A 22,841-nucleotide genomic window follows, 5' to 3' on the forward strand; every position below is an offset into this window, starting at 1 on the left:
ATTTCCCGGCGCTTTATAGTGGCCGACCTCCGTTTCATCAAGTAGCCGAGCCCCATGTCCGAGCCACGCAAGATCCTCGTCACCAGCGCCCTGCCCTATGCCAATGGTTCCATCCATCTTGGCCATATGCTTGAGTACATCCAGACCGATATGTGGGTGCGCTTTCAGAAGCATCGTGGCAACCAATGCATTTATGTCTGCGCGGACGACGCCCACGGTTCGGCCATCATGTTGCGCGCCGAAAAGGAAGGGATCACCCCGGAACAACTGATCGCCAACGTGCAGGCTGAACACAGCGCCGACTTTGCCGAGTTCCTGGTGGATTTCGACAACTTCCACTCGACCCACTCCGAAGAAAACCGCGAGCTGTCGAGCCAGATCTATCTGCGTTTGAAAGAAGCCGGGCATATCGACCAGCGTTCGGTGACCCAGTATTTCGACCCGGAAAAGAAAATGTTCCTGGCCGACCGCTTCATCAAGGGCACCTGCCCGAAATGCGGCACTGAAGACCAATACGGCGACAACTGCGAGAAATGCGGTGCGACCTACGCGCCCACCGAGCTGAAGAACCCTAAGTCGGCGATCTCTGGCGCCACCCCGGTGCTCAAGGATTCCCAGCATTTCTTCTTCAAGCTCCCGGATTTCCAGCAGATGCTGCAAACCTGGACCCGAAGCGGCACCTTGCAGGACGCCGTGGCCAACAAACTCTCCGAATGGCTCGACAGCGGCCTGCAGCAGTGGGACATCTCCCGCGATGCGCCGTACTTCGGCTTCGAAATCCCGGGCGAGCCGGGCAAGTACTTCTACGTGTGGCTGGACGCGCCGATCGGCTACATGGCCAGCTTCAAGAACCTGTGCGACCGCACTCCGGATCTGGACTTCGACGCGTTCTGGAGCAAGGAATCCACTGCCGAGCTGTACCACTTCATCGGCAAGGACATCGTCAACTTCCACGCGCTGTTCTGGCCGGCAATGCTTGAAGGTTCGGGCTATCGCAAGCCGACCGCCATCGCGGTGCACGGCTACCTGACGGTCAACGGCCAGAAGATGTCCAAGTCCCGTGGCACCTTTATCAAGGCGCGCACCTACCTGGACCACCTGTCGCCGGAATACCTGCGCTACTACTACGCCTCCAAACTGGGCCGTGGCGTCGATGACCTGGACCTGAACCTGGAAGACTTCGTACAGAAGGTCAACTCGGACCTGGTCGGCAAGGTCGTCAACATTGCCAGCCGTTGTGCCGGGTTTATCCACAAGGGCAACGCTGGCCTGCTGGTGGCCGAGAACGCCGCTCCGGAACTGACCGACGCCTTCCTGGCCGCTGCGCCAAGCATCGCCGATGCCTATGAAGCCCGCGACTTTGCCCGTGCCATGCGCGAAATCATGGGCCTGGCCGACCGTGCCAACGCCTGGATCGCCGACAAGGCACCGTGGTCGCTGAACAAACAGGAAGGCAAGCAGGCGGAAGTGCAGGCGATCTGCGCCACGGGCGTCAATCTGTTCCGCCAACTGGTGATATTCCTCAAGCCGGTGCTGCCGTTGTTGGCCGCCGACGCCGAGGCGTTCCTCAACGTGGCGCCGCTGACCTGGAACGATCACACCACGCTGCTCAGCAACCATCAGTTGAACGAGTTCAAGCCGCTGATGACCCGTATCGACCCGGTCAAAGTCCAGGCGATGACCGACGCTTCGAAAGAAGACCTGGTCGCCAGCCAGACCGATACCGGTTCGGCTGCGCCCGCGGGCAATGGTGAGTTGGCCAAAGATCCGATCTCTGCGCAAATCGACTTTGATGCTTTCGCTGCCATAGACCTGCGTGTCGCGCTGATCGTCAAGGCCGAAGCCGTAGAAGGTGCCGACAAGCTGCTGCGCCTGACCCTGGACCTCGGTGGCGAGCAACGCAACGTGTTCTCCGGCATCAAGAGCGCTTATCCGGACCCATCCAAGCTGGATGGTCGCCTGACCATGATGATCGCCAACCTCAAACCTCGGAAAATGAAGTTCGGCATGTCCGAGGGCATGGTGATGGCGGCCGGCCCGGGTGGGGAAGAGATCTACCTGCTCAGTCCTGACAGTGGTGCGAAGCCGGGCCAACGGATCAAGTAGCCTGCAAAGTTAGTATTTGTGGTGAGCGGGCTTGCCCCGCCCGAGGCTGCGAAGCGGCCCTAAAACCAGGCACCCGGTTCTATCTGTAAAAACCGTGGTGGCAATGATGGGGCCGCTTCGCGCCCCAGCGCGGGGCAAGCCCGCTCACCACAAGAAAGCGCAACCACCCCAGCCCAGTTTGCTTAACCGGCATGCCCATGATCACCCCATGAATCTCATTCAACGTATCGACGCGCTGCTGCCGCAGACCCAATGCGGCAAATGCGGGCACCCAGGCTGCAAACCTTACGCTGAGGGTATTGCTCAAGGCGAAGCGATCAACAAGTGCCCGCCCGGGGGACAGGAAACCATTGCGGGTCTTGCGCAATTGTTGCGCGTGCCGGTGCTGGAATTGGATATCAGCCGAGGGGAAGCTCCGGCCCAGATCGCCTATATCCGCGAGGCCGAGTGCATTGGTTGCACCAAGTGCATCCAGGCCTGCCCGGTGGATGCCATTGTCGGCGCAGCCAAGCTGATGCACACGGTCATCGTCGATGAGTGCACCGGTTGCGATCTCTGCGTCGCGCCCTGCCCCGTTGACTGCATTGAAATGCGTCCGACCGCCACCGTATTACCGATTGTGGGTGGCCTGGCCACCAACGATCAGCAACGGCAAGGACGAGCTCTCAAGCGCGACCGGGCAAGACGCCGTTATGAACAACGCAATGCACGGCTGCAACGGGAAGAAGCGCAGAAGCTCGCTGAACGCCTGGCTCGGGCAAAACGCTCAGTACCGGATTTGCCTGTGCAGGTCGGTACAGCACAGGACGCAGCGATCAAGAAAGCCAAAATCACGGTCGCCATGAGTCGCGCACAACTGCATAAATCCTTGAAGGCCTTCGGTCACCCACCAACCTTTGATCAACAGTCGCAGTTGATCGTCTTGCAGCAGCAGTTCGAAGCGGCAGAACAAGCGCTGACCGCGCTGGAACTGGGCACCGCACCGAAGGCAGTAGGTACGACTTCGAATACTGCCGACCTCAAGCGCGCGAAAATCCAGCTGGCAATGCGCCGCGTGGAATTGAAGAAAGCTCATGACTTAAACGCCAGCCCGCAACAACTGGCCGAGGCGCAACACAACTTAGAAGAGGCGCAGCGTCAAGTGGATGCCCACGGCAACACCTGACCCGCAAAACCTGTATTGCTACAATCCCGCCGATCGACTGCCAGGGAAACCCCACCCCATGAACGCCGCAAAACGCCTGGAAATTTTCCGCAGGCTCCACGAAGACAATCCAGAACCCAAGACCGAACTGGCCTACACCACGCCGTTCGAGTTGCTGATTGCGGTGATCCTGTCGGCTCAATCCACGGACGTCGGCGTGAACAAGGCCACAGCCAAGCTGTACCCTGTGGCGAATACTCCCGAAGCAATCCATGCATTGGGTGTGGATGGGTTGTCGGAATACATCAAGACCATTGGCCTGTACAACAGCAAGGCCAAGAACGTCATTGAAACTTGCCGCCTGCTGGTGGAACTGCACGGCAGTGAAGTACCGCAAACCCGCGAAGCCTTGGAAGCCCTGCCAGGCGTCGGGCGCAAAACCGCCAACGTGGTGCTCAACACCGCGTTCCGGCAACTGACCATGGCGGTGGACACCCATATCTTCCGGGTCAGCAATCGAACCGGCATCGCCCGTGGCAAGAACGTGGTGGAGGTGGAAAAGCAGCTGATGAAGTTCGTGCCCAAGCCCTATCTGCTGGATTCCCACCACTGGCTGATCCTTCATGGCCGCTACGTTTGTCAGGCCCGCAAGCCGCGCTGCGGCAGCTGTCGCATCGAAGACCTGTGCGAATACAAGGACAAGACGTCCGACGATTGACAGATCATTGATTTTCTCGATCAATCGATTGAAAAAATCTTTTTTACCGGATCATGGATTATCGTTATAAGGAGCGCCAACGGCAGTCTTAGCCCGGAGTGAACCTTATGAGCACTGGCAAAGAGCAACTGGAAGTGGAAGACGACCTCGTTGAGTCGGACGACGATGGGGCAGAGGCGCCTGTGGCAGAGGTCGCCAAGACCAATTTAAGCAAACGCCGCACTATCGATAATCTCCTGGAAGAACGACGCTTGCAAAAACAGCTGGCCGATTACGACTTCGACCTCTGATCGAGCAATCGACAGCCGGAAGCCTCCTTCGCGGAGGCTTTTTTCTGCCGGTGCCCCTGACAATACGCTGTGCTATGCCCTCCTCTATACCAAGCCGTTACGCTGGGCCAGCTCGATCAGGTCCACCAGTGAACGCGCATTGAGCTTGAGCAGCAAACGCGTCTTGTAGGTGCTGACGGTCTTGTTGCTAAGAAACATGCCGTCGGCGATCTCCTTGTTGGTCCTGCCCCGCGCCAGTTGCTGCAATACCATCATTTCTCGCCCGGAGAGGCGCTCGACCATATCGGCCTCGCTGGCATTGCCCATGGTGGAGCGTACCGAGTTGAGCGCCTGGTTCGGGAAATAGCTGTAGCCCGACAGGACCGCCTTGATAGCACTCAGCAACTCGGTCAGGTCCTGTTGCTTGCATACGTAGCCTGCCGCTCCCGCCTGCATGCAACGCATGGAAAAGTGACCAGGGGCCTGAGATGTGAGGACCAGCACCTTGAATGGCACAGCCTGCTTGGTGGAAGACAACCGGCAAATAACTTCCAGGCCGTCAAGTTTGGGAATACCGATGTCCAGTATCACTATGTCCGGCATATGCTCCCGCGCAAGTTGCAACGCATCGACACCGTTATCGGTCTCGGCAACGACCTCATAACCATGACGTTCCATTAGCATACGCACAGCAAGACGAATGACGGGATGATCGTCCACGATCAGCACTTTATTCATGAGAAAGTCCAATTTCGCTGTTCGAATTATTTAGAGCAAGCACAATAGCCTAGTCGTTTCCTAGTTGGCATAGCGTTACCCCCCAAGCAACAGCAAGCAGAGACCCACCCCACAGTGATAAAGGAATTGCCCTACAAAAAAACGCCCTCTCGGAGGGATCAGGTTTTATGGATCCTTTCAGAACTTTCCGGGGGCCTACATACTTTGAGTGAAATATCCGTGGCTTATAGGGGGCTGGGTAAACGTGCCGCACATGACTCTCAGGAAATGCCCCTTGTCTCTCGCCCGCCGCAGGGGGAAACGGCCAGAATGAGGCGTCTGCTTTAGTTCCATTTAACATATCCACTTACATCCTTAATTCCTACAGACCATTCAATGTTTTGTCTCTTCTCCGCACTTGTATGAGTGAATTATCTGTAAGACCAGTTCCTACACAGATGTAAAAAATTCATTCCCCCTACAACATTTGAACAATAATTCATTCAAACCCAATTTTTGGTAAAGGTTTTGAGGAAAAACATCCACGGCCGTTTAATCGTTATAAACATAAAAGTCTTCACAGAATCACAGGCAAAAAAAATGGCCCCTTTAGCAAGGGGCCATTCTTCACAACACGTTGAGACTTAGAACAGCGAGCGACCTTTGTTGGCCGCAATGCGCATGCGCAATGCGTTCAACTTGATAAAGCCTGCCGCGTCCGCCTGGTTGTAAGCGCCGCCGTCCTCTTCAAAGGTGGCGATGTTGGCGTCGAACAGCGATTCATCGGACTTGCGACCGGTAACGATCACGTTGCCCTTGTACAGCTTCAGGCGCACAACGCCGTTCACGTGAACCTGGGAAGCGTCGATCATCTGTTGCAGCATCAGACGCTCAGGACTCCACCAGTAGCCGGTGTAGATCAGGCTGGCGTACTTGGGCATCAGCTCGTCTTTGAGGTGAGCCACTTCACGGTCCAGGGTGATGGACTCGATGGCGCGATGGGCGCGCAGCATGATGGTGCCGCCTGGGGTTTCGTAGCAGCCGCGGGACTTCATGCCCACGTAGCGGTTCTCGACGATGTCGAGACGGCCGATACCGTGTTCGCCACCGATACGGTTCAAGGTCGCCAGTACGGTGGCCGGAGTCATTTCGACGCCGTCCAGCGCGACGATGTCGCCGTTGCGGTAGGTCAGCTCCAGGTATTGCGGCTTGTCGGGAGCGTTCTCCGGGGAGACGGTCCACTTCCACATGTCTTCTTCGTGCTCGGTCCAGGTGTCTTCCAGCACGCCACCTTCATAGGAGATGTGCAGCAGGTTGGCGTCCATCGAGTACGGGGATTTCTTCTTGCCGTGGCGCTCGATCGGGATTGCGTGCTTCTCAGCGTAATCCATCAACTTTTCACGGGACAGCAGGTCCCATTCACGCCAAGGGGCAATCACTTTCACGCCAGGCTTGAGCGCGTAGGCACCCAGTTCGAAACGCACCTGGTCGTTGCCCTTGCCGGTAGCGCCATGGGAAATGGCGTCGGCGCCGGTTTCGTTGGCGATTTCGATCAGGCGTTTGGCGATCAGCGGACGTGCGATGGAGGTACCCAGCAGGTACTCGCCTTCGTAGACGGTGTTGGCGCGAAACATCGGGAAAACGAAATCGCGGACGAACTCTTCGCGCAGGTCGTCAATGTAGATCTCTTTCACGCCCATGGCTTGCGCCTTGGCACGTGCTGGTTCGACCTCTTCGCCCTGACCCAGGTCAGCGGTGAAGGTCACCACTTCACAGTTATAAGTATCCTGCAGCCACTTGAGGATCACCGAAGTGTCCAGGCCGCCGGAATACGCGAGAACGACCTTGTTTACGTCGGCCATGCCATCACTCCACGGGGTTGTACGGAAAGGCGTCGATTCTACCGACCAAAACCGCGAATTTACAGGGGCGCGACAGCAAATGAAGATAAAGCGACAGATTATGTCGAACGGGCGACCGATGGTCGCACCTTAGGAGGTGTGCGCGGGGTTGCTTGGGCCGGTGGCCGTGGGGGCCGGTTTCTCGGGGGCAGCCACGCGCTCTAGCTGAATATTCACGCGGCGGTTACGTGCCCGGTTGGCCGCGTTGGTGTTGGGCGCCAATGGGTAGCTTTCGCCGTGGAAACGCAGGGTGATCTGCGATTCCGGAATCCCGTTGGCCTTGAAGTAGTCCATGACCGCCAGGCCGCGACGGCGCGAGACGTCGCGATTGGTGAGTCGGTTGCCGCTGTTGTCCGAATGACCGTTCAACTCGATATGGTTGACGGTGGGGTCGGCTTTCATGAACGCGAGAATCACGTCGAGTTTCTTCTTGGCGAGCGCGTCCAGCTCGATTCCGCCACCCGGGAAACCGACTTCAGTCTGTTTGACCTGGTCATAATTCATCGGCAACAGCTTGGCGGTGCACAGCTGGTAATCGTTGTAGGCCTTGTTGAATTTAACCGGCAGCAGACGGATTTCCGAATAGCCGCCCTCACGCCCATAGTGCCGCACGGTCGGGCTACGCCCTTCCAGCAAGCCATTGAACAAGCGCCCGGCCTGCGCCTGGGAGCTGTTGAACAGTACATCGCCACTGCCGGCACGCACGGCGCCGAGGTTGATATCGCCTCGCCCCGGCTGCCACGGCGCAGCGGCGGCCAGCAACGTGGCCGAACCGGCTCCCAGCGAGCCGTTGTAGGCTTTCAGGCGAAATGTCGCCTGCTCGCCGGCCCGGCGCACGAACTCACCCGAACCGAAATCGGTGATTGGCTGGGTCAAGCGGCACTCGAACTGGTCGCCTTCCACCTTCCACTCAATATTCTCCAGACGTGTCTGGAACGTGAGGGCCATCGCAGGCAGGCTGGCGAACACACTGAGCAGGGCTAGATATTGCTGGCGCACGTGAGGCTCCACTGGTTTCTACAACACTTCAAAGCGTCATACATCGATAAGGCATACCCAAGGCTATCGGTTGCATCCTGCAAAACTTGATAGCGAGTGCCTGAAAGCGTCTTTTCCGGTAGCATTCCCACCAGATTGACCCGCCTGGAATCCCCAATGTCCGACCGCCTGACCCTGCTGCGTCCCGACGACTGGCATATTCATCTTCGCGATGGTGCTGCGTTACCCCACACCGTGGCCGATGTCGCGCGCACGTTTGGCCGCGCCATCATCATGCCTAACCTGGTACCTCCGGTGCGTAATGCCGAGCAAGCCGATGCCTATCGCCAGCGTATCCTCGCTGCACGACCGGCCGGCAGCCGCTTCGAACCGTTGATGGTGCTCTACCTCACCGACCGCACCCAGCCCGAAGAGATTCGCGAGGCCAAGGCCAGCGGTTTCGTGCACGCCGCCAAGCTGTACCCGGCCGGCGCGACGACCAACTCCGATTCCGGCGTGACCAGTATCGACAAGATCCTGCCGGCCATCGAAACCATGGCCGAAGTCGGCATGCCGCTGTTGATCCACGGTGAAGTCACCCGTGGCGACGTGGATGTCTTCGACCGCGAGAAGATCTTCATCGACGAGCATATGCGCCGTGTGGTCGAGCTGTTCCCGACCCTCAAGGTGGTGTTCGAACACATCACCACCGCCGATGCCGTGCAGTTCGTCAGCGAGGCCTCCGCCAACGTCGGCGCGACGATCACCGCGCATCACTTGCTATACAACCGCAACCACATGCTGGTGGGCGGGATTCGACCGCACTTCTATTGCCTGCCGATCCTCAAGCGCAACACCCACCAGGTGGCCTTGCTGGATGCAGCGACCAGCGGCAATCCGAAGTTCTTCCTCGGCACCGACTCCGCGCCTCATGCCCAGCACGCCAAGGAAGCGGCGTGTGGCTGTGCCGGTTGCTACACCGCCTATGCAGCGATCGAGTTGTATGCCGAAGCGTTCGAACAGCGTAACGCCCTGGACAAGCTCGAAGGTTTCGCCAGCCTCAACGGCCCGCGTTTCTACGGCCTGCCGGCGAATACCGACCGCATCACCCTGGTCCGTGAAGACTGGACCGCCCCTGCCAGCCTGCCGTTTGGCGAGCTGACTGTCATCCCGCTGCGCGCCGGTGAAACACTGCGCTGGCGCCTGCTGGAGGAAAGCAAGTGAGTGAAGACCATTACGATGACGAACATGAGCACAGTGGTGGCGGTTCGCGTCATCCGATGGCCGAGCGGTTTCGCGGCTATCTGCCGGTTGTCATCGACGTAGAAACCGGTGGTTTCAATTGCGCCACCGACGCATTGCTGGAAATCGCCGCAACCACCATCGGCATGGACGAGCAGGGTTTTGTGTTCCCGGAACACACCCACTTCTTCCGCGTCGAACCGTTTGAAGGCGCGAATATCGAAGCCGCCGCTTTGGAATTCACGGGCATCAAGCTTGATCACCCACTGCGCATGGCGGTGAGTGAAGAAGCGGCGCTGACCGATATCTTCCGTGGTGTGCGCAAGGCGTTGAAGGCCAATGGCTGCAAACGCGCGATCCTGGTCGGCCACAACAGCAGTTTCGACCTGGGTTTCCTGAACGCCGCCGTGGCGCGGTTGGACATGAAGCGCAACCCGTTCCACCCGTTCTCCAGCTTCGACACGGCCACCCTCGCCGGCCTGGCGTATGGCCAGACCGTGTTGGCGAAAGCCTGCCAGGCCGCCGGTATTGACTTTGACGGGCGTGAGGCTCACTCGGCTCGCTACGACACAGAGAAAACCGCCGAGCTGTTCTGCGGCATCGTCAACCGCTGGAAAGACATGGGCGGCTGGGAAGACTTCAACGACTAACAGCGCTTTTGTGGTGAGCCCGCCGACTATGGTGTGCGGGCTTACTGTGGTGAGCGGGCTTGCCCCGCGCTGGGCTGCGAAGCAGCCCTAAAACCTGCCTGCGAGGTTTAACTGAATAAATGCGCTGCCTGGATTGGGGCTGCTGCGCAGCCCAGCGCGGGGCAAGCCCGTTCACCACAAAAAAAACCGGCCTTCTCAGGCCGGTTTTTTTGTACCTCGAACCTGGCTTACAGCTTGCCAGCGTTCTCGGTCAGGTAAGCCGCAACGCCTTCTGGCGAAGCGTTCATGCCTTTGTCGCCTTTTTTCCAGTTGGCAGGGCAGACTTCGCCGTGCTCTTCGTGGAATTGCAGGGCGTCGACCAGGCGGATCAGCTCTTCCATGTTACGACCCAGTGGCAGGTCGTTGATGATCTGGGAGCGGACAACGCCCTTGTCGTCGATCAGGAAAGCGCCACGGAAGGCCACGCCGCCTTCAGACTCAACGTCGTAGGCCTTTGCGATGTCGTGCTTCATGTCGGCAGCCATGGTGTATTTGACTTTGCCGATGCCGCCATCATTGATGGCGGTGTTGCGCCAGGCGTTGTGGGTGAAATGGGAGTCGATGGAAACAGCTACCACTTCAACGTTGCGCGCCTTGAAATCGTCCATGCGGTGGTCCAGAGCGATCAGCTCCGAAGGGCAGACGAAGGTGAAGTCCAGCGGGTAGAAGAACACCAGGCCGTATTTGCCTTTGATGGCTTCAGACAGTTTGAAGCTGTCTACGATTTCGCCATTGCCGAGGACGGCTGGGACGTCGAAATCCGGGGCTTGTTTGCCGACGAGTACGCTCATTGGGTATCTCCTGATGTAGAGGTGACGATTGAAGTAAAAGGACCGGCCTCGAGTCTGCCGTTAATAAGCGACAGCCCTGTGACGCAGTCACGCTTCGTGAAGACCGACCATCATACACTGAAAAAACCGTTCGTCAGTGCGGGCGCGGTGCCAGCAAATACCCTACGAATCTACTTTGACAATCATTCTCGTTAACATTAAGATCCATCGCACTTAAGCCTTAAACCCGCGACGGTTCTCCCTTATGTATGTGTGCCTCTGTACTGGCGTCACCGACGGACAAATCCGCGAAGCAATCTATGAAGGTTGCTGCAGCTACAAGGAAGTGCGTGAAACCACCGGCGTTGCCAGCCAGTGCGGTAAATGCGCTTGCCTCGCCAAGCAAGTGGTACGGGAAACCCTGACGCAGCTGCAGACAGCCCAGGCCGCGCTCCCCTATTCAGCAGAATTTACACACGCCTGATTGGGCGTGTTTTAAAGAACCGGACTTAGTGTCCGGTTTTTTTATGCCCGCAATTCAATTAGTTAGCGTCAAGACGCGGAACACAAACATTCTTATTCCGATTAATTTTCATTTATTATTCAATAACTTAGGTTTGACACTAGGGAATTCGCCGCTCAAACTCCGCCTTATACACAGCTATTACAGGGCAGGACCCCAGTCATGAAAGGCGACATCTCAGTCATCCAGCAACTCAACAAAATCCTTGCCAATGAACTGGTCGCGATCAATCAGTACTTTCTGCATGCGCGCATGTATGACGATTGGGGCCTGGAAAAGCTGGGCAAGCGCGAATACAAAGAATCCATCAAGGCCATGAAAGATGCGGACGCGCTGATCAAGCGCATCCTGTTCCTGGAAGGCCTGCCGAACGTACAGGACCTGGGCAAGCTGAACATCGGCGAGCACACCCAGGAAATGATCAGCAGCGATCTGAAGTTCGAACACAAGAGCCACAGCGACCTCAAGGCCGCCATCGCTCACTGCGAAAGCAAAGGTGACTTCGGCAGCCGCGAACTGCTGGAAGACATCCTCGAAGACCAGGAAGAACACATCGACTGGCTGGAGACCCAACTGGGCCTGATCGACAAAGTCAGCCTGGAAAACTACCTGCAATCGCAGATGGGCGAAGAATAAGCCCCCAGCTCGCAGGTACAAAAAAGCCCCGCTCTCTCACGAGAAGCGGGGCTTTTTATTGCGTCCGGATCAAGCTTCAGTCTTGACTGCCGCTTTTGCCGCTGCATCTTTGATCAACGACTGCAACGAACCGTCTGCGGCCATTTCAGTGATGATGTCGCTACCGCCGACCAGCTCACCGGCAACCCACAGTTGTGGGAAGGTCGGCCAGTTGGCGTACTTCGGCAGGTTGGCGCGGATTTCAGGGTTTTGCAGGATATCCACGTAAGCGAATTTTTCGCCGCACGCCATGATGGCCTGGGACGCCTTCGCGGAGAAACCGCACTGAGGAGCGTTTGGCGCGCCCTTCATGTAAAGCAGAATGGTGTTGTTGGCAATCTGCTCTTTGATCGTTTCGATGATATCCATGGAACACCTCGGCTGGAACTTTGCGACTCACAGGTCGGCACGGTGGCGCATTGTAACGCAAAATTCCAGCCTGGTGCTCAGGCGGCTGCTACCTGCACCGGCACGCCATTGAGCGCTGCATTGCCCGATAGCTCGTCCAGTTGCCGTTCGTCGGTCAAATCATTGGCACTCGCCCCTGGCTGCCCACTGGCGATAGTCATCTGTACTCCCGGCCGTCCGTGACCCCAACCATGAGGCAGACTTACCACGCCGGGCATCATGTCCAGGCTGGCCACCACTTCCACTTCGATCATGCCGATGCGCGAGCTGACACGGACCCGCTGGCCATCGCTCAATTGACGACTGGCCAGATCGTCCGGATGCATCAGCAATTGATGGCGCGGCTTGCCCTTCACCAGCCGGTGATAGTTATGCATCCACGAATTATTACTGCGCACATGGCGGCGACCGATCAGCAGCAGTTCGTCATCGATAGGCACCGGTTGCGCGGCAAAACGCACCAGGTCGGCAAGGATCACTGGCGGCGCCGCTTGCACCTTGCCATCGGCGGTTTTCAAACGCGCTGAAAGGTTGGGTTGCAGCGGCCCTAAGTCCACGCCGTGGGGATAATCCGCCAGCATGGCCACGGACAACTTGTGGCTGGATGCATCACCATAGGCGCCCGCACGCAGACCGAAATCAATCATTTGCGCAGGGGGCATCGTCGGCTTGAGCGCGACACCATTGTAAGCAGCGAAGGCTTTGGCCAGGCCGACAAAAATCTCCCAGTCATGCAGCGCGCCCGCAGGCTTGGGCAAGATCGCCCGATTGAAGCGGGTGACGTTACGCACCGCAAACATATTGAAGGTGGTGTCGTAATGATCGTTTTCCAGCGCCGACGTAGACGGCAGGATCAGGTCGGCATAGCGCGTGGTTTCGTTGATGTAGAGGTCGATGCTGACCATGAACTCCAGCCCATCGAGGGCCTGTTCCAATTGCCGGCCGTTCGGCGTCGACAACACGGGATTACCCGCGACCGTGACCAATGCACGGATTTGTCCTTCACCCTCGGTGAGCATTTCCTCAGCCAGGGCCGACACAGGCAACTCGCCACCGTACTCCGGACGCCCGGAAACCCGACTCTGCCAGCGATTGAAATGCCCTCCACCGGTCGACGCCACCAGGTCCACCGCCGGCGTGGTGCACAACGCGCCTCCGACGCGGTCCAGGTTGCCAGTCACCAGGTTGATCAACTGCACCAGCCAATGGCACAGCGTGCCGAATGCCTGGGTCGACACGCCCATGCGCCCGTAGCACACGGCCTTGTCGGCTGCAGCAAAGTCCCGCGCCAACTGGCGGATCTGCTCGGCAGGCACCGCACATTGGCGGCTCATGGCCTCGGCGGTAAACCCAGCGATAGCGCGCCGTACGTCCTCAAGGCCTTCAATCGGTAAATGGCTGTCGCGGGTCAGGTTCTCGCTGAACAAGGTGTTGAGCACGCCGAACAACAACGCCGCATCACCGCCTGGACGCACGAACAGATGCTGGTCGGCCATCGCCGCCGTTTCACTGCGCCGTGGGTCGATCACCACCACTTTGCCGCCCCGCGCCTGGATCGCCTTGAGGCGCTTCTCCACGTCGGGCACGGTCATGATGCTGCCGTTGGACGCGAGCGGATTGCCCCCCAGGATCAGCATGAAGTCGGTGTGATCGATGTCCGGGATCGGCAGCAACAGGCCGTGGCCGTACATGAGGTAACTGGTGAGGTGATGGGGCAACTGGTCCACAGACGTCGCGGAAAACCGATTGCGCGTCTTCAACTGGCCCAGGAAGTAGTTGCTGTGAGTCATCAGCCCATAGTTGTGCACGCTGGGGTTGCCCTGGTACACCGCCACCGCATTCTGCCCATGCTGCGCCTGTATGCCTGACAACCGCTCGGCTACAAGCGCGAAGGCGTCTTCCCACGCAATCGGCTGCCATTCGCTACCGACCCGCAACATGGGCTGGTGCAAGCGGTCGGGATCGTTCTGGATATCCTGCAACGCGACGGCCTTGGGGCAGATGTGCCCACGGCTGAACGTATCCAACGCATCGCCCTTGATCGAGGTGATCGCCAGGCTGCCGTCGTCGGCTTGGGTGGTTTCCAGGGTCAGGCCACAAATGGCTTCACACAGGTGGCAGGCACGGTGGTGGAGAGTCTTGGTCATGGCCAGTCTCTTTTATAGGGGCTTTGATCCCACTATGGGTCGAGACCGACGGGGGCGCCACCAATGTTCGTCCCGTGAATCGGCCTGCATCAGGCCAGGCCATGGACAAGCGTGAGCAAATGTTTCAAAACACGTCATACCGCCTCTGAAACCGACGCAGCCTGGCCTGCGCCCGCCCCCGCACGTTGCAAAAGGTCTCGGCGCCAGTGTACAAATGGCTCGCTGCTGTCTGGAAATAGTCTTCAAAAGCGCCCCGGCGCCCTGCTTGAACACCCTTAAAAACCGTAGCCCTATTGGTAAGACGCGACATTTAATTATAAGATCGCGCCTTCCCCTATTTCGTCGCCCCGTGCGGCTTTCGCCGCAGGTCTCGCCCGTTGTCACAATAAACAAGGCTTTGAGTATCTGCGGTCTGTTGCAAAAAGGTAGTTAATGATGAGCGCAAGGCACTTTCTCTCCCTGATGGATTGCACGCCCGAAGAGCTGGTCAGCGTGATCCGTCGAGGCATTGAGCTTAAAGACCTGCGTAACCGCGGCGTACTGTTCGAGCCTTTGAAAAACCGCGTGCTCGGCATGATCTTCGAGAAGTCGTCGACCCGCACCCGCGTGTCATTCGAAGCCGGCATGATCCAATTGGGTGGCCAAGCCATCTTCTTGTCCTCGCGTGACACCCAACTGGGGCGTGGCGAGCCGATCGCCGACAGTGCAAAGGTGATGTCGAGCATGCTCGACGCCGTGATGATCCGTACCTTTGCCCACAGCACCGTGACCGAATTTTCCGCGAACTCCCGCGTGCCGGTGATCAACGGCCTGTCCGACGACCTGCACCCGTGCCAGTTGCTGGCCGACATGCAGACCTTCCTTGAGCACCGCGGCTCGATCCAGGGCAAGACCGTGGCCTGGATCGGCGACGGCAACAACATGTGCAACAGCTATATAGAAGCGGCGATCCAGTTCGACTTCCAACTGCGCGTTGCCTGCCCGGAAGGCTACGAGCCTGACGCGCGCTTTCTGGCCCAGGCCGGCGACCGCGTGACCCTGGTGCGCGACCCGCGTGATGCGGTGATCGGCGCGCACCTGGTGAGCACCGACGTCTGGACCTCCATGGGCCAGGAAGAGGAAACCGCCAAGCGCCTGGCCCTGTTTGCCCCGTACCAAGTGACCCGCGCCCTGCTCGACCTGGCCGCGCCAGACGTGCTGTTCATGCATTGCCTGCCGGCCCACCGTGGCGAAGAGATCAGCACCGACCTGCTCGACGACCCACGCTCGGTCGCCTGGGACCAGGCTGAAAACCGCCTGCATGCGCAAAAAGCCCTGCTCGAATTCCTCGTCCCGCCGTCGTACCACCACGCATGAGCCATTCATTACTGCTGAACCTGCGCAACCTGGCATGCGGCTATCAAGATCAACGGGTGGTACAGAACCTCAACCTGCACCTCAACGCCGGCGACATCGGCTGCCTGCTGGGCTCCTCGGGTTGCGGCAAGACCACCACGTTACGTGCGATTGCCGGGTTTGAGCCGGTGCACGACGGCGAGATCAGCCTGGCGGGCGAAGTGATCTCCAGTGCCGGTTTCACACTGGCACCAGAGAAACGTCGTATCGGGATGGTGTTCCAGGACTACGCACTGTTTCCTCATTTGAGCGTGGCCGACAACATTGCCTTCGGTATTCGCAAGCATCCGCAGAAAGACCGCGTGGTGGCTGAGTTGCTGGAGCTGGTCAACCTGAAGAACCTGGGCAAGCGCTTTCCCCACGAGCTTTCCGGCGGCCAGCAACAACGCGTCGCGCTCGCCCGCGCGTTGGCGCCGGAGCCGGCCCTGTTGTTGCTGGATGAACCCTTCTCCAACCTGGACGGCGAGCTGCGCCGCAAGCTCAGCCATGAGGTGCGTGACATCCTCAAGGCACGCGGCACCAGTGCGATCCTGGTGACCCATGACCAGGAAGAAGCCTTTGCAGTCAGCGACCAGGTCGGGGTTTTCAAGGAGGGTCGTCTGGAGCAGTGGGACACACCCTACAACCTCTATCACGAACCGCAGACGCCCTATGTCGCCAGCTTTATCGGCCAGGGTTACTTCATCCGTGGCCAATTGAGTTCGCCGGAATCGGTCAGTACCGAACTGGGTGAATTGCGCGGCAACCGCGCCTACACCTGGCCTACCGGCGGTGCGGTGGACGTGTTGCTGCGCCCGGATGACATCGTCTACGCACCGGACAGCGCGTTGAAAGCGCGGATCGTCGGCAAGACCTTTCTCGGCGCATCGACCTTGTACCGCCTGCAACTGCCGACCGGCGCGCAATTGGAGTCGATTTTCCCGAGCCATGCCGACCATCAGGTCGGCGCGGATGTGGGGATCCGTGTGGCCGCCGAACACCTGGTGCTGTTCCAGGCCTCAGGCAGTACCGCCGCGCAGATCCCTCAAGTCGAATCCGGCGTGAGACGCTACAGCCCGGTATAACGTCCGATCATGCCCGGCCAATTTCTGCGAATTTGGCCTGGGTATGTTCAGCCAGCACAGCCGCTGGCAATTCAACTTCCAAGCCCCTTCTCCCCGCACTTACAAAAATCGTTGCAAAGGGTTGCGCCGTTGCATCAATAAACGTGCGCAGGCGTTTCTTTTGCCCCAACGGGCTGATGCCGCCCAACAGGTAACCGGTTGAACGCTGCGCCGCTGCCGGGTCGGCCATTTCGACTTTCTTGACGCCTGCCGCGTGAGCCAGGGCCTTCAGGTCCAGACTTCCGACGACCGGCACCACCGCCACCAACAATTCGCCCTTCTCACTGCTCGCCAACAAGGTCTTGAACACCTGCGCCGGGTCGAGGCCCAATTTTTCCGCGGCCTCCAGCCCATAGGACGCCGCCTTGGGGTCGTGTTCATAACTGTGGATACGATGTTCGGCGCGAACTTTTTTCAACAGGTCCAATGCGGGGGTCATGACGTCTCCGGGCGTGGCAAACAGATGGCCAATTCTAGGCCAAGCCCACACAAAACGCTCTAGCCCGCCCACTCTTAAGGTGCGCGCGCATTGTGACAAGCGTGATCATTCACCAGACCAATAGTTTGAAAGTGACTGACAGTTCACTTTCGACCTTTGACAGCCGTCATTCTTGTCTATATTTTTTCGTTTCCGAATACTGTAGGAATAGACCCGCAGTATTGAAGCAGTAAGCCGCGACCGGGATGGGGATCCTTGCCACGGTGAAAATCGCGCAACAATCCGTTGAGGTTGTGCGCCAGACAAGAACAACAACTGAGGTTTTCCATGACAACTGCTCTTCAACAGCCTTCACTTTCGAGCCAATGCATGGCCGAATTCCTGGGGACTGCGCTTCTGATCTTCTTCGGTACAGGATGTGTCGCTGCGCTCAAGGTCGCGGGTGCCAGCTTTGGCTTGTGGGAGATCAGTATCATCTGGGGGGTCGGCGTCAGCATGGCGATCTACCTGAGCGCGGGGATATCCGGGGCCCACCTCAACCCCGCCGTCAGTATTGCCCTGTGTATCTTCGCTGACTTCGACAAGCGCAAACTGCCCTTCTACATCCTCGCCCAGATCGCCGGCGCCTTTTGTTCGGCGGCCCTGGTGTACACGCTCTACAGCAACCTGTTTTTCGATTACGAACAAACCCACCACATGGTGCGCGGTTCCCAGGCCAGCCTGGAATTGGCGTCGGTGTTCTCCACCTACCCCCATGCGCTGTTGAGCACCGCTCAGGCGTTCCTGGTGGAAATGGTCATTACAGCAATCCTGATGGGCGTGATCATGGCCCTCACCGATGACAACAACGGCTTGCCACGCGGCCCGCTGGCCCCGCTGCTGATCGGCCTGCTGATCGCGGTGATTGGCAGCGCCATGGGCCCGTTGACCGGCTTTGCGATGAACCCGGCACGGGATTTCGGGCCCAAGCTGATGACCTTTTTCGCAGGCTGGGGTGAAATGGCCTTCACTGGTGGCCGTGATATTCCTTACTTCCTGGTGCCGATTTTCGCGCCGATCGTCGGCGCCTGCCTCGGTGCTGCTGCCTATCGCGGGCTGATTGCCCGTCATCTGCCAAGCGCCGCACCTGCTATAGATGAAGAAACACCTGACACGGCTGTCAACGGCAAGACCCGTATTTCCTGATAGCGCCAGCCTGGGCACCTGCCCTTTTGTAGCCCAGGCTGATTACCGATTTTCTTATTTCCCAAGGCATTCGACATGACCGATATTCAGAATAAGAACTACATCATTGCCCTTGACCAAGGCACCACCAGTTCCCGGGCGATCATCTTCGATCGTGACGCCAACGTGGTCTGCACCGCCCAACGTGAGTTCGCCCAGCACTACCCACAAGCGGGCTGGGTCGAACATGACCCGATGGAAATCTTCGCCACCCAAAGCGCGGTGATGGTCGAAGCCCTGGCCCAGGCCGGCCTGCACCATGACCAGGTCGCCGCCATTGGTATCACCAACCAGCGTGAAACCACCGTGGTGTGGGACAAAGTCACCGGCCGCCCGATCTACAACGCCATCGTCTGGCAGTGCCGCCGCAGCACCGAAATCTGCCAGCAACTCAAGCGCGACGGCCACGAGCAGTACATCAGCGACACCACCGGCCTGGTTACCGACCCTTACTTCTCCGGCACCAAGCTCAAGTGGATCCTCGACAACGTCGAAGGCAGCCGCGAGCGTGCGCGCAATGGCGAACTGCTGTTCGGCACCGTCGATAGCTGGCTGATCTGGAAATTTACCGGCGGCAAGACCCACGTCACCGACTACACCAACGCCTCGCGTACCATGCTCTTCAACATCCACACCCTGGAGTGGGATGCGAAGATGCTGGAGATCCTCGACATCCCACGCGAGATGTTGCCGGAAGTTAAGTCGTCGTCTGAAATCTACGGCCGCACCAAGAGCGGCATCGCCATCGGCGGTATCGCCGGTGACCAGCAAGCTGCCCTGTTCGGCCAGATGTGCGTCGAAGCCGGCCAAGCCAAGAACACCTACGGCACCGGCTGCTTCCTACTGATGAACACCGGCGACAAAGCCGTGAAATCCAAGCACGGCATGCTCACCACCATCGCTTGTGGCCCGCGTGGCGAAGTGGCCTACGCGTTGGAAGGCGCCGTGTTCAACGGTGGTTCCACCGTGCAATGGCTGCGTGATGAGCTGAAAATCATCAACGACGCCCACGACACCGAATACTTTGCCGGCAAGGTCAAGGACAGCAACGGCGTGTACCTGGTGCCGGCCTTCACCGGCCTGGGCGCCCCGTACTGGGACCCGTACGCCCGTGGCGCACTGTTCGGCCTGACCCGTGGCGTACGCGTGGATCACATTATTCGTGCAGCCCTGGAGTCGATTGCCTACCAGACCCGTGACGTGCTCGACGCCATGCAACAGGACTCCGGCGAACGCCTCAAAGCCCTGCGTGTGGACGGCGGCGCCGTGGCCAACAACTTCCTGATGCAATTCCAGGCCGACATCCTCGGCACCCAGGTCGAGCGCCCGCAAATGCGTGAAACCACTGCACTCGGCGCCGCCTACCTGGCCGGCCTGGCGTGCGGCTTCTGGGGCAGCCTGGACGAATTGCGCGGCAAGGCGGTGATCGAGCGCGAATTCGAACCACAACTGGACGAAGCGGCCAAAGAGAAGCTCTACGCCGGCTGGCAAAAAGCGGTCAGCCGCACCCGTGACTGGGAGCCCCACGAAGGCGCCGAATAAGCCAACGTCCGGTTGTAACTGGCAGGGAGCGGATTCCTGCGTCATCATGGGCCACTTTTGTATGGCAGCCCAAAGGACGCCCCATGAATCTGCCTCCCCGCCAACAACAAATCCTCGAGCTGGTCCGCGAACGCGGTTATGTCAGCATCGAGGAAATGGCGCAGCTGTTCGTTGTTACCCCGCAAACCATCCGCCGCGATATCAACCAGCTGGCGGACGCCAATCTGCTGCGCCGCTACCACGGCGGCGCGGCCTATGACTCCAGTGTCGAGAACACCGCCTACGCCATGCGCGCCGACCAGATGCGCGACGAGAAACAGCGCATTGGCGAAGCCATCGCTGCGCAGATCCCCGATCACGCCTCGCTGTTCATCAATATCGGCACCACCACCGAATCCATCGCCCGTGCGTTGCTCAACCACAATCACCTGAAAATCATCACCAACAACCTCAACGTCGCCACCATGCTCAGTGCCAAGGACGACTTTGATGTGCTGCTGACCGGCGGTAACGTGCGGCGTGACGGTGGTGTGGTGGGCCAGGCGAGTGTCGACTTCATCAACCAGTTCAAGGTCGACTTTGCACTTGTGGGTATCAGCGGTATCGATGAAGACGGCAGCTTGTTGGACTTTGACTATCAGGAAGTACGGGTTTCCCAGGCGATCATCGCCAATGCACGCCAAGTGATCCTGGCGGCGGACTCCAGCAAATTCGGGCGCAACGCCATGATTCGCCTGGGGCCGATCAGTTTGGTGGACTGCCTGGTGACCGACCAGCAGCCAGTGCCGGCGTTGGTGCAGTTGCTCAATGAGCACAAGGTTCGGCTGGAAGTCGTCTAAGGCTTCGACATCTCAGCCGCCTGTACGCCGCCTTCGCGGGCAAGCCCGCTCCCACAGTTGACCGAGTTCCAACATAGGAATGCGATCGAATGTGGGAGCCGGGCTTGCCCGCGATAGCGATCGAACAGGCACTCCAATTACCTGCAATTGTTCGCAAATTTTCCTTTCCCCGCCCTTCGATGAGTTTTTTCAATCGAAGTCGGGTGGCTGTGCGCGCGTTTATCAGCTACCATTTTCGCAAATGAACATTAATGTTCGAATTCCAAGACGAAAAAATCGCGAGGCCAGCCGATGAACCCTTCCACCTTGCCTGCTCCACCGCTTGCCGAAGTCTATGATGTTGCCGTGATCGGTGGCGGGATCAATGGCGTCGGCATTGCAGCAGACGCAGCCGGTCGCGGTTTGTCGGTATTCCTTTGCGAAAAGGACGACCTGGCCAGCCACACCTCGTCCGCCAGCAGCAAGCTGATCCACGGCGGCCTGCGCTACCTCGAACATTACGAATTCCGCCTGGTGCGCGAAGCCCTGGCCGAGCGTGAAGTATTGCTGGCCAAGGCCCCGCATATCGTCAAGCAAATGCGCTTCGTATTGCCCCACCGTCCGCACCTGCGCCCTGCGTGGATGATCCGCGCCGGCCTGTTCCTGTATGACAACCTGGGCAAGCGCGAAAAGCTCGCCGGTTCGAAAAGCCTCAAGTTCGGCCCCGACAGCCCGCTGAAAAGCGAAATCACCAAAGGCTTCGAATATTCCGACTGCTGGGTGGATGACGCCCGTCTCGTCGTGCTGAACGCCATGGCCGCCCGCGAAAAAGGCGCGCACATCCACACGCAGACCCGTTGCATCAGCGCCCACCGCAGCAACGGCATGTGGGAAATGAACATGGAACGCGCCGATGGCAGCCTGTTCTCGATCCGTGCTCGCGCACTGGTGAACGCCGCCGGCCCATGGGTCGCCAAGTTCATCAAGGACGACCTGAAGCTGGATTCGCCTTACGGCATCCGCCTGATCCAGGGCAGCCACCTGATCGTGCCGAAACTGTACGAAGGCGCTCACGCGCACATCCTGCAGAACGAAGACCAGCGCATCGTCTTCACCATCCCGTACCTGAACCACCTGACTATCATCGGCACCACCGACCGTGAATACACCGGTGATCCGGCTGCAGTTGCGATCACCGAAGGTGAAACGGACTACATGCTGAAAGTGGTCAACGCTCACTTCAAGAAGCAGCTGAGCCGCGACGACATCGTCCACACCTACTCCGGCGTGCGTCCGCTGTGCAATGACGAATCGGACAACCCGTCGGCCATCACCCGCGACTACACCCTGGCATTGTCCGGCGGCACGGGCGAGGCGCCGATCCTGTCGGTGTTCGGCGGCAAGCTGACCACGTATCGCAAGCTCGCTGAATCGGCGATGGCACAACTGGCGCCGTATTTCACTCAGATGCGCCCAAGCTGGACCGCCAAGGCCAGCCTGCCGGGCGGCGAAGACATGACCACGCCGCAAGCCCTGGCCGAGGCCATCCGCAGCAAGTTCGACTGGGTGCCGACTGAAATCGCACGCCGCTGGTCCACCACCTACGGCAGCCGTACCTGGCGCCTGCTGGAAGGCGTGCAGTCGCTGGCGGACCTGGGTGAGCACCTGGGCGGCGGCCTGTATACCCGCGAGGTTGATTATCTGTGCGCCGAGGAATGGGCGACGCAACCTCAGGACGTGCTGTGGCGTCGCACCAAGCTGGGTCTGTTCACTACTCCGGAAGAACAGGCCAACGTGCAGCGTTACCTGTCCACCGTTGAGCAGAACCGCAGCAAGATCGAAGCCGCCTGACGGACCAGTACTATAAAAGCCCCTGCGCCGAACGGCTCGGGGGCTTTTTTTCGCATTCGGTTTTCCGAACGCCACAGTGCCATCAATTCGGTTTGCCGGATCCAAGGCTTGAAAGAACGTCGTCATATAAAGTTAATTTTCTTACAAAACAAGCAGTTAACCTTTTATATCGAGCCTGGCAC

General features: G+C 58.9%; 21 protein-coding genes. 14 read left to right on the top strand and 7 right to left on the bottom strand.

Features of this window, described 5'->3' with window-relative positions; translation table 11 throughout:
• The first annotated feature begins 54 nt into the window (after positions 1–54).
• The 4 genes from metG to WH299_RS05710 all read left to right on the top strand — a co-directional run bounded on the left by metG (position 55) and on the right by WH299_RS05710 (position 4,258).
• A complete protein-coding gene (metG, locus tag WH299_RS05695; RefSeq protein WP_339549830.1) occupies positions 55–2,106 on the top strand; it encodes a methionine--tRNA ligase in 2,052 nt (683 codons plus the stop codon).
• A gap of 208 nt (positions 2,107–2,314) precedes the next feature.
• Complete coding sequence (gene rsxB, locus WH299_RS05700; RefSeq protein WP_122724052.1) at positions 2,315–3,271, top strand: electron transport complex subunit RsxB; 957 nt, start codon at positions 2,315–2,317, stop codon at positions 3,269–3,271.
• Positions 3,272–3,329: 58 nt separating this feature from the next.
• Positions 3,330–3,968 (top strand): endonuclease III, encoded by a 639-nt coding sequence (nth, locus tag WH299_RS05705; RefSeq protein WP_028619067.1) that lies wholly within the window; start codon positions 3,330–3,332, stop codon positions 3,966–3,968.
• Between the two features lie 107 nt (positions 3,969–4,075).
• Positions 4,076–4,258, top strand: coding sequence for a PA3496 family putative envelope integrity protein (locus WH299_RS05710; RefSeq protein WP_028619066.1), 183 nt, complete (start codon positions 4,076–4,078; stop codon positions 4,256–4,258).
• Positions 4,259–4,342: 84 nt separating this feature from the next.
• Here WH299_RS05710 and WH299_RS05715 read toward each other — a convergent pair whose 3' ends face one another.
• The 3 genes from WH299_RS05715 to WH299_RS05725 all read right to left on the bottom strand — a co-directional run bounded on the left by WH299_RS05715 (position 4,343) and on the right by WH299_RS05725 (position 7,854).
• On the bottom strand, positions 4,343–4,975 hold the full coding sequence (locus WH299_RS05715; RefSeq protein ID WP_028619065.1) for a response regulator transcription factor: 633 nt from the start codon (positions 4,973–4,975) through the stop codon (positions 4,343–4,345).
• 623 nt (positions 4,976–5,598) lie between these two features.
• Positions 5,599–6,816 (bottom strand): argininosuccinate synthase, encoded by a 1,218-nt coding sequence (locus tag WH299_RS05720; protein WP_010212738.1) that lies wholly within the window; start codon positions 6,814–6,816, stop codon positions 5,599–5,601.
• A 129-nt stretch (positions 6,817–6,945) separates the two neighbouring features.
• A complete protein-coding gene (locus WH299_RS05725; protein ID WP_122724050.1) occupies positions 6,946–7,854 on the bottom strand; it encodes a flagellar protein MotY in 909 nt (302 codons plus the stop codon).
• Positions 7,855–8,010: 156 nt separating this feature from the next.
• On the opposite strand from WH299_RS05725, the gene pyrC reads away from it, so the two are divergent.
• Together pyrC and rnt are read left to right on the top strand one after the other, a co-directional pair.
• Entirely contained in the window at positions 8,011–9,057 is a 1,047-nt protein-coding gene (gene pyrC, locus WH299_RS05730; RefSeq protein ID WP_122724048.1) for a dihydroorotase, read from the top strand.
• Positions 9,054–9,725, top strand: coding sequence for a ribonuclease T (gene rnt / locus WH299_RS05735; protein ID WP_010212742.1), 672 nt, complete (start codon positions 9,054–9,056; stop codon positions 9,723–9,725). Before pyrC ends, rnt begins: the two co-directional genes overlap by 4 nt.
• Positions 9,726–9,952: 227 nt before the next feature.
• On the opposite strand, the gene WH299_RS05740 is transcribed toward rnt, so the two are convergent.
• Positions 9,953–10,555 carry a peroxiredoxin gene (locus tag WH299_RS05740; RefSeq protein ID WP_003172097.1) on the bottom strand — a complete coding sequence of 201 codons (603 nt, stop codon included), beginning with the start codon at positions 10,553–10,555 and terminating at the stop codon, positions 9,953–9,955.
• Positions 10,556–10,799: 244 nt separating this feature from the next.
• Between WH299_RS05740 and WH299_RS05745 the strand changes: the two genes are divergently transcribed.
• Together WH299_RS05745 and bfr are read left to right on the top strand one after the other, a co-directional pair.
• Positions 10,800–11,018, top strand: a complete 219-nt coding sequence (locus WH299_RS05745) for a bacterioferritin-associated ferredoxin (protein ID WP_010564137.1) — start codon at positions 10,800–10,802, stop codon at positions 11,016–11,018.
• 201 nt (positions 11,019–11,219) lie between these two features.
• Positions 11,220–11,693, top strand: a complete 474-nt coding sequence (bfr, locus tag WH299_RS05750; RefSeq protein ID WP_028619062.1) for a bacterioferritin — start codon at positions 11,220–11,222, stop codon at positions 11,691–11,693.
• Positions 11,694–11,762: 69 nt separating this feature from the next.
• On the opposite strand, the gene grxD is transcribed toward bfr, so the two are convergent.
• On the bottom strand, positions 11,763–12,101 hold the full coding sequence (grxD, locus tag WH299_RS05755; RefSeq protein WP_339549831.1) for a Grx4 family monothiol glutaredoxin: 339 nt from the start codon (positions 12,099–12,101) through the stop codon (positions 11,763–11,765).
• A gap of 77 nt (positions 12,102–12,178) precedes the next feature.
• Positions 12,179–14,287 (bottom strand): molybdopterin oxidoreductase family protein, encoded by a 2,109-nt coding sequence (locus WH299_RS05760; protein ID WP_339549832.1) that lies wholly within the window; start codon positions 14,285–14,287, stop codon positions 12,179–12,181.
• Positions 14,288–14,722: 435 nt separating this feature from the next.
• Here WH299_RS05760 and argF point away from each other — a divergent pair, with 435 nt between their 5' ends.
• Entirely contained in the window at positions 14,723–15,643 is a 921-nt protein-coding gene (gene argF, locus WH299_RS05765) for an ornithine carbamoyltransferase (RefSeq protein ID WP_122724042.1), read from the top strand.
• Entirely contained in the window at positions 15,640–16,746 is a 1,107-nt protein-coding gene (locus tag WH299_RS05770) for an ABC transporter ATP-binding protein (protein ID WP_028619058.1), read from the top strand. The genes argF and WH299_RS05770 overlap by 4 nt, the downstream gene beginning before the upstream one ends.
• Positions 16,747–16,753: 7 nt before the next feature.
• On the opposite strand, the gene ybaK is transcribed toward WH299_RS05770, so the two are convergent.
• Positions 16,754–17,224, bottom strand: a complete 471-nt coding sequence (gene ybaK, locus WH299_RS05775) for a Cys-tRNA(Pro) deacylase (RefSeq protein WP_028619057.1) — start codon at positions 17,222–17,224, stop codon at positions 16,754–16,756.
• 327 nt (positions 17,225–17,551) lie between these two features.
• Between ybaK and WH299_RS05780 the strand changes: the two genes are divergently transcribed.
• The 4 genes from WH299_RS05780 to glpD all read left to right on the top strand — a co-directional run bounded on the left by WH299_RS05780 (position 17,552) and on the right by glpD (position 22,659).
• Positions 17,552–18,409 carry an MIP/aquaporin family protein gene (locus WH299_RS05780; protein WP_010212751.1) on the top strand — a complete coding sequence of 286 codons (858 nt, stop codon included), beginning with the start codon at positions 17,552–17,554 and terminating at the stop codon, positions 18,407–18,409.
• Positions 18,410–18,484: 75 nt separating this feature from the next.
• Positions 18,485–19,990, top strand: a complete 1,506-nt coding sequence (glpK, locus tag WH299_RS05785; RefSeq protein ID WP_122724040.1) for a glycerol kinase GlpK — start codon at positions 18,485–18,487, stop codon at positions 19,988–19,990.
• A gap of 83 nt (positions 19,991–20,073) precedes the next feature.
• Complete coding sequence (locus WH299_RS05790; protein WP_017526345.1) at positions 20,074–20,829, top strand: DeoR/GlpR family transcriptional regulator; 756 nt, start codon at positions 20,074–20,076, stop codon at positions 20,827–20,829.
• A gap of 291 nt (positions 20,830–21,120) precedes the next feature.
• Entirely contained in the window at positions 21,121–22,659 is a 1,539-nt protein-coding gene (gene glpD, locus WH299_RS05795; protein WP_122724038.1) for a glycerol-3-phosphate dehydrogenase, read from the top strand.
• The last annotated feature ends 182 nt before the right edge of the window (positions 22,660–22,841 follow it).

The organism is Pseudomonas sp. MYb541 (assembly GCF_037479595.1).
Classification (GTDB): domain Bacteria; phylum Pseudomonadota; class Gammaproteobacteria; order Pseudomonadales; family Pseudomonadaceae; genus Aquipseudomonas; species Aquipseudomonas canadensis.